This window comes from Hymenobacter sp. AT01-02 (assembly GCF_000961955.2).
Lineage (GTDB): Bacteria > Bacteroidota > Bacteroidia > Cytophagales > Hymenobacteraceae > Hymenobacter > Hymenobacter mucosus.
In genome coordinates this window covers 60,165-68,066 of the sequence record NZ_JZIR02000059.1, presented here as the reverse complement: position 1 = coordinate 68,066, position 7,902 = coordinate 60,165, and the positions used below count along the sequence as shown (strand labels likewise).

Below are 7,902 nucleotides of genomic sequence, written 5' to 3'. Positions count from 1 at the left end.
TTCCTGGATAAAAGAAAAGCTCCGCCTAGATAGGCGGAGCTTTTCTTTTATCCAGGAAGTGATGATTATCCAGCTTACCGCTTACTATTTATATGCAAGCGAATAGCTATTCTACTACTACCTTTTGACTAGTAAACTGTGTTCCTACCCGTAGTTTCACGAAATAAGCACCAGCAGCCAGGTTGTCGAACGAATACAGTTGTGCACCAGCCTGCTTGCCAGCTGCCAAGCTACGTACCCGTTGGCCTAGTGCATTGAACACTTCCAGGGCCACTTCCTGCTGGCCTCCTGGAACTACGTAACTAACCTGCGCCGCACCGGCAGTAGGGTTCGGGTACACCCCAAACTTCAGGGCACTAGCCACGGCCTCACGAGTAGCCATGACAGTGGCTGTATAAGTGATAAATTGAGTGCCGGCCAGAGTGACAAAATTCGGGTTGGTTGCCAGATTACCACTATTCGTTGTGCTGGTATTGCCGGTTACTTCCGGAAGTACATCAGAGGAGAAGTAACCACCGTCACCGTTATTTTGGGCAGCAAATAGTTGCAGCGTTGCGCCATCGGCAATGCCGAGGTCGGCTTTGTCCAGTTCAATTTCCCAGCCTTGGGCACCCGTGTGCGCCGTGAGCAAATTGACATTCAGAAATGCCATGCGAGTTTTATTTAAGCCACCTGTTAGCGTAGTAGGTGCTGTCACAAGCGTACCAGCAATGGGAAGATTACCAATCTGCTGATCAGCCGCTTTGCCACCTGTTACGCTAGTATAGTCAATGATGCTACTAGCAGAAGTAGTGGCTCCACCCTTCACTCCGAATCCATAATCGACCTCCATTTCCATAATGGGAGCCGCTTTTTCGAACGAGGTACCTGTAATGCTGCTTACCGGCAATGCAGTACCAGATGCAACTCCTGTTTTACCCGGAATATTCAGGTAAATCTGGAAGGAGTTTCCATTCGTCTCTAATGCTCCAGTCAGGGCAATGTATACTTTAGTGGCCGTAGTTTTGGCGTAAAGCGCCACCAAGCCGTGGTCACCAAAGCCACGCACTGTGCTAGTATACTGACTTAGACGAGTATAGCCTTCCGATGCTTGCACTTGGCCATCAAGAGTTTGGGCGTGCATGGGTACAGCCGCAGCGAAGAGCCCAAGGGCTACCAGAGTAAAAGGTTTTTTCATGAGGCAAATTGGTATGAAGAATATATTGACCGGCTAGTATAAATGAGGGATTACTCACTTAAATAGCTCGTCATTAAAAATACTATTTTATTCTTCCTTTCAAAGCCCTAATCAATACTATATACTTACTTTCCTATACCCGCAATTGTAACGGGCGAAAAAGATGCTACAGCAAGCGTATACAGCTGTATTTTAGAGCGTCGAAATTATGCTATCTGTGAGTTACCAGCGTATTTTTCGTTGCGTAGGTGACCAGAACGTACGACCTTTGGACAAATGCCTGTCAGTTGTATAGTAGGCGCCTTTCCTTCCCATTTCCCTACAGACTATGATTCTAATTGCCGACGGTGGCTCGACCAAGAGCAGTTGGTGCCAGCTCGATAAAACTGGCAACCGTGTATACTTCAATACTGAAGGATATAATCCGGATTTTATGACCACCCCAGCCGTAGAGGCTTCGTTGGAGAAGAACTTACCGGATACGCTCCCCCGCGAGGAAGTTACGGAGGTCCACTACTATGGTGCGGGCGTTTCTTCCGCCAAAAAAGCGGAAATAATTGCCAAGGCGATGCGGCAAGTATTCCCCCAAGCCAAGGTTATCGTCGACCACGACCTATTGGCCTCGGCACGGGCACTGCTGGGGCGCAAGCCTGGCTTTGCGGCTATCTTAGGCACCGGTACCAACTCCTGTTTGTACGACGGCACTAAAATTACTTATAACGTTGATTCCCTGGGCTACTTCCTCGGCGACGAGGGCAGCGGCTCCTTCATTGGCAAGCGTCTGCTACGTGACTATCTGCGCGGCCTGCTACCAGATGGCCTGCAGGACATTTTCCGCGAGGAGTTCAACCTCACGCGTGACGATATTTTGGACCGCCTGTATAACCAGCCGCTGCCGAACCGCTTCCTGGCTAGCTTTGCCAAGTTCACGTACGACCACAATAACATCAGCTACTGCCGCGAAATTGTGCTGCAAGGCTTCGAGACGTTCTTCGCGAATATTGTAAGCCACTACCCCCGTTACCAGGACTACACCTTCAACTGCATCGGTTCGGTTGGCTACAACTTCCGCGACGCACTCTCGCAAGTAGCTCGCGACCACCATATGGAGGTTGGCAAAATCATTCGCTCTCCCATCGACGACCTAGTTTCTTTCCACGAAGAAGCCCTCTAGCATATAGTAGGTAAGCTGTTAAGAACGAGCGTATCAGAACAAAAAAGCGGCCGATCCACCAGTGGATCGGCCGCTTTTTTGTGCCTTATAAGTATTGGGGTGGCTGCTAGTGCTGCACGGAGAGGCGCACCGTTTGCTGCTGGCTGCCAGTGCTCAGACGCACCATGTAAATACCGTTGGCTAGTTGCTGCACCGGCACCTGTACTTCATGGCTCCCTGCCCCCTGCCGGCCGGTCGGTGCAATAGTACGGACGGTAGCGCCCAGCATGTTCGTAATAGTAACCGTGACGGGCGCTGCTTGGGTCAGTTCATAGCGTAGCGTGGCGGTAGTACCGGCGGGGTTAGGCAGAGCTACCAGTTGCATAGCGGCCTCACGCTGGCGCTTGGAGCCCAGCACGGTGGTAGGCTGCGCAATTTTGCGCGAGGTATACACGGCGTACTCGCCGGGCTGAAGCGTAAGAGGAGCCGTAGCGTTGGCTATGGTGATGCTGTCGCCAGTTAGGTAGTTATACCATTTGCCCGTACGCTGAAACTCTGGGTTTACGCTGGTAGGTACCACATCGAAGTTGCCAACAACCGTGACGCTGAGGTTAGCTCCAGTAAGGTGAATAGTCTTGCCGGCACCCGATAGGTTCTGGGTATAGGCGGTTGGGTTCTCAAAGGCGGGCTCGGTTTTCTTGAGGGCAATGAGGTAGCGGTATACGTCGTAGAGCTTGCGGCGGGCGGCTACTTGCTGATAGTTCCAGCGGATGGGCTTATTGCCTACACGGCCGTTCTCGTCGATGCTGACATCATACCCTAGCTCACCAAACTGCCACACCATTTTGGGGCCGGGTACGGTGAAGAAGAAAGCCGCCGCCATTTCCTGACGGGCTAGGGCAGTCGTCAAGTTCTTGACGCTGTACGAACCGGAAACATTACCAAAGCTCAGGTTCTTGAACATCAGGCGTTCTTCATCGTGGCTTTCCATGTACGTTACCAGGTTGGGCCGGGTCCAGGTGCGTGCTCCGTAGTAGCCGCCGCTGAAGTCCCACTGGTCATTGTAGCCCATGGTGGCTTGGTTGTACTGGTGATTCATGTTTCCCCACAGCATAAAGCCCATGTTTGACAGCACAATCTCCTCTGAGTTGTCGGCGAAATGCTCAAGGATAGGATATACTGTAGGGTCTACACTCACCATGTAGCTGTAGTAATCCTGCCAGATGTTGATGCGCGACTGGTCGTAAGCACCCCAGGCTGTTACGTTCGTGGGCGTATTGCGCTGAGTAAAGCCTTTGCTCAGGTCAAACCGGTAGCCATCTATATGGTATTCGCGCAGCCAGTGCTCCATTACACGCTTGGAGTAGTAGCGCGTGTCGGCGCTTTCGTGGTTGAAGTCGTACCCCACGTTGAAGGGGTGGGTAGCGTCGGCATTGAACCAGGGGGAGTTGGCAGCCGGTTTTTCCGCCGCCGCATCGAAATACATCTGCACCATAGGATTCTGCCCAAAGGCATGGTTGAGCACCATGTCGAGAACCACAGCAATACCGCGGCGGTGGGCATCGTCAATAAAGCGCTTCAGTTCATTCTTGGGCCCGTAATACTTATCAGGAGCGAAGTGGAACGAGGTGTTGTAGCCCCACGACTCGTTGCCCTCGAACTCGTTCACGGGCATCAGCTCAATGCAGTTGATGCCCAGGCGCTGAATGTAGGCCAAGGTGTCACGTAGGGTCTGGTAGTCGTGGCGGGCAATGAAGTCGCGCAGGTGCAACTCATATATTACCAAGTCGGAGCGGCTAGGCTTGCTGAAGTTGTTGATCTGCCATTGGTAGGCGGTTTGGTTAGTTTGCAGCACTGAAACGATACCCGTGGTCTGCCCCGTAGGATAAGCTTTCAGGTTGGGGTAGGTGATGGCAGGAATGAAGGAGTCATTGCCGGGGTCCAGCACTTTTTCCGTGTACGGGTCAGCTACGCGCAACGAGCCATCTACCAAGTACTGGTAGGCATACTCCTGGCCGGGCGTGAGATTATTGATTTGCACCCACCAGTTTTTGCCGTCGGGCGTGCGGTTCATGTAGGCGTTTTCGCGGGCCTGCCAGTTGTTGAACTCGCCAATGGCATAGACAAACTGCTTGCCCGGAGCAGTTAAGTTCAGAATCACAGACGTCCCGCCATTTATGTACGTGACCCCATCCTTAGCACCAGCCGGCAACGCGGCAACCGTTACGGCAGGGCGCACTACATACACCAACGAGTCGGAGGCAGTAGTAGCGCCGCTAGTAGCCGTGAAACGCAGCACATTGCGCCCCGTCTGGTTGATAGTGACGGTACTGGTGAGCGTAGTAGCTGCTGCTTGCTGAGCTACCTGAGTACCATTGAGCAGGAATTTCAGATCGGCACTAGCGGAAGCCTGCCCCGTAACGCTGATAGCGGTACCAGCCGCTACAAACTGCGTTCCGGATACGGCGGGAGAGGTGATACGGGCAGTAAGAGACCCTTGGGCTACATCTACAAAAATATCGCCCCCGCCAGTAGCTCGGCCCACAAGGGAACCCGTAGCATTGCGGAATACCATAGCCAGCTTCAGGATCTGCTCTCCGGCTGGTACGTTGTACCACGCCCGCACGCTAGGGGTAAGGCTGATGGTATACAGGTTGGGATTGGTAGTGCTGCGGGTAAGCTTGATGGATGGATCAGGCGCGTTGAAATTGGTAAACTTCACATACTTCCAGTCGGAAGGAGTAGTGCTTCGGTTGGTGATAACGCCCGTGTGCACGTACACATCACCCGTAAAATTGGCTAGTGCTCTATTGCCCTGAGAGGCATCAAAGGTGAGAGTCACAGCGTCCGTATCGCGGAAGAACGTTGGCTGCGTGGTGACAACCTGAGCCCAGGCAACCGGCATTCCAGCCAGTAGAGCCATAAAACTCAGTAATAGTCGAAGTATTTTCATACGAAACAGGGTTGGGGAATTTGGAAAATGGGAAGGAATAAGTAATGCTGTATTGCTTTACAGCAACTTGCCATTGATCTTATACTGTGCAAGGTAGCATTAAAGGTACGTACTCACTCTCAGTCTAAGCAAGCAGCAAATAGTATTTTCTGTAGCTTTGATCTGTTTTATTTTCTGTTCCGTTCTCCTTGGCAGTGCTTTCCACTCGGTTTGTTTTCTCGGCTCACCCTACTACGTACCGGAGGCGGTGTGAAAGGCTACTACTGGGTATAGCACTCAGTTCTTCGTCTGTGTCTGCCTTGGCCCAAGTTCCGGCGCTACCCCCAACGGAACCGGTACCGGCTATAGCGCCAGCTAGCCAGCCAACAGCCTCCTTAACACCACGTAACACGGCCGACACGTTGCTGCTGAGCCGGCGCTTACCAGTGCTGGCGGGCGGGTTGGTAGTAGCCTACTCCAGCACGCTGTATCTGCTGAGCAAAGGCTGGTACACGGGTGAGCGGACGCGGCTCCACTGGTTCAACGACCTGCCGGAATGGAAACAGATGGACAAAGTCGGTCACTTTTGGGGCGCCTTCCACGAAAGCCGGGGGGCGGTAGATATGCTCCGTTGGGCGGGCGTACCGGAGCGCCGCGCCACGTGGTACGGCGGCTTCGTAGGGTTTCTCCTGCAAAGCCCCATTGAGTTGCTAGATGGGCGCGACCCGCAGTATGGGGCTTCTGCTACTGACCTGGCGGCCAACTTTTTGGGGTCAGCCGGCCTGATAGCTCAGCAGCTAGCTTGGGGCGACGTGCGCCTTATGCCCAAGTACTCGTTTCATACCACCCGCTACGCCAAGCTGCGCCCCAACGTGCTAGGTAGCAGCCTGGGCGAACAGTACCTTAAAGATTATAATGGCCAGACTTACTGGCTTTGTGCCGATGTAGGGGCGTGGCTGCCCGCTACCTCGCGCTGGCCCCGCTGGTTGCAGCCAGCCGTGGGCTATGGAGCCCAGCAGATGGTGTACAATGATCAGGACGCCAACGCGGCGCTGGGCCTTCGCCCCTACCGCCAGTACTACCTCAGCTTTGACGTAGACCTGCGGCGCATTCCTACGCGTAGTAAACTCCTGCGCCGGATTTTCTACGTGGCAAGCATTTTTCATTTGCCGGCGCCCGCTTTGGAATGGAATCAACGCCGGGGCTTAGTAGCTCACGGGTTGTACTACTAACCATGCGGCACACCCGGCCCGATGAAGCCTTGCTGCTGTACAGCAGCAGGCCGTAACCACGATGCTTCATTAGTTAAAGGATTCTGCTTCACCATAGGTTTTCGCCTCTACAGTAGTGCTTTAGCGCGACTCTTTCGGCGCGATAAAGCAAGCAGGATAGAATAGTTACTATATCCGACGGCCGCGGGCGTGTTTTGCCCGTTACTTTTGTTATCCCTTTCCACCTGACCTCCCTTTTGACTTTTGATATGAACGTAGGAGATAGAGTGCGCCTGCTCACAGGGCGCGAAGAAGGCATCATTACCCGCTTGCTTAGCGACGAATTGGTAGAGGTAGCCATTGATAATGATTTTACAATTCCGGTGCTGCGCCGCGAGGTAGTGGTAGTAGCCGCCGAAGAAACGAAGGCTTTTGGGCAGAGTGCCGCCTCTGTGGCAGCCGAGAAGAAAGCTGCTTCCTCAGGGGCTGCCCGGGCGGCCAAAGCGGCCGGAGTAGCTCCTGCAGCCCCTAGCGCCCCCCTCAAAACGGAAGGCCCGGCCCCAGTGCCGGCCGCCAAAAACGCTCCCGTAACGGTGCAGAAGGGGTTGTACCTGGCTCTTACGCACCAGTCGCCGGAGTTGCTCGCCCTGCACATCGTAAACCACACCGACCGGGACGTGCTGTTTACTTATGGTGAGGAGCGCAACGGGCAGTACCGGGGGCTGCGGGCCGAGAAGCTGGCGGCCAAGTCGGCTAGCCCGGCGCTGGGTCACTGGCACCTCAAAGACTTCGATCAGTGGGCCGCGCCCGTGGTACAGCTCCTACCCTTCCAGCTCAATGGCAACGCGGCCTATGAGTTGCTAACCAAGCGCCTACAGTTTAAGGCGGCTAGTTTCTACACCAGCCGCCAGCCCAACGTGCCCGTCCTCCAGCGGGAAGCCTACCTGTTTCAGCTCGACGAGAAGCCCGCTGCGCCCGTAGCGGTTGCACCCGAGAAGCTAGCCGAAACGCTTAAGGCCCAGCTAACCGGAAATGCGCCCGCTAAGCCGGCGGCCATTGCTCCTACCCCGGAACCCGCCAAAGCCATAGTGGCACCACCCCACGAGGTAGACCTGCACTTGGAAGCCTTACGCCCCGAAGGCGGCACGGAAGGCCTCACCAACACGGCCATCCTGAAGCTGCAGCTCGATGCGTTTGAGGATGCACTGAGCCGCGCCTTGGCTACCAACATGCACGAAATCGTCTTTATTCACGGCTCCGGCAACGGCACGCTACGCAAGGAATTGCACAAGCTGCTTAGCCGCAACCGCGACATTAAGTTCTTCGAAGATTCGCAGAAGGAAAAGTTTGGTTACGGTGCTACTTTGGTTCGCCTAAAGTAGATAGCCTTGCCTCATAAAAGGGACTGTCATCCTGCGGCTAGCAGGAT

At 54.3% G+C, this 7,902-nt stretch carries 5 protein-coding genes; 3 read left to right on the top strand and 2 right to left on the bottom strand.

The annotated features are described in order from the left end of the window. Positions 1-106 precede the first annotated feature (106 nt). On the bottom strand, positions 107-1,177 hold the full coding sequence (locus VI25_RS16865) for a T9SS type A sorting domain-containing protein (RefSeq protein WP_045687152.1): 1,071 nt from the start codon (positions 1,175-1,177) through the stop codon (positions 107-109). Positions 1,178-1,505: 328 nt separating this feature from the next. Between VI25_RS16865 and VI25_RS16860 the strand changes: the two genes are divergently transcribed. Further along, positions 1,506-2,351 (top strand): N-acetylglucosamine kinase, encoded by an 846-nt coding sequence (locus VI25_RS16860; RefSeq protein WP_045687151.1) that lies wholly within the window; start codon positions 1,506-1,508, stop codon positions 2,349-2,351. A gap of 106 nt (positions 2,352-2,457) precedes the next feature. Here the strand turns inward: VI25_RS16860 and VI25_RS16855 are convergent, their stop codons facing one another. Further along, positions 2,458-5,283: an alpha-amylase family glycosyl hydrolase gene (locus VI25_RS16855; RefSeq protein ID WP_052695499.1), complete on the bottom strand. Its 2,826-nt coding sequence runs from the start codon at positions 5,281-5,283 to the stop codon at positions 2,458-2,460. Between the two features lie 290 nt (positions 5,284-5,573). Here VI25_RS16855 and VI25_RS16850 point away from each other — a divergent pair, with 290 nt between their 5' ends. Together VI25_RS16850 and VI25_RS16845 are read left to right on the top strand one after the other, a co-directional pair. Beyond that, on the top strand, positions 5,574-6,494 hold the full coding sequence (locus VI25_RS16850; protein ID WP_045690024.1) for a DUF2279 domain-containing protein: 921 nt from the start codon (positions 5,574-5,576) through the stop codon (positions 6,492-6,494). Positions 6,495-6,742: 248 nt separating this feature from the next. Continuing rightward, entirely contained in the window at positions 6,743-7,855 is a 1,113-nt protein-coding gene (locus VI25_RS16845) for a Smr/MutS family protein (protein ID WP_045690023.1), read from the top strand. The last annotated feature ends 47 nt before the right edge of the window (positions 7,856-7,902 follow it).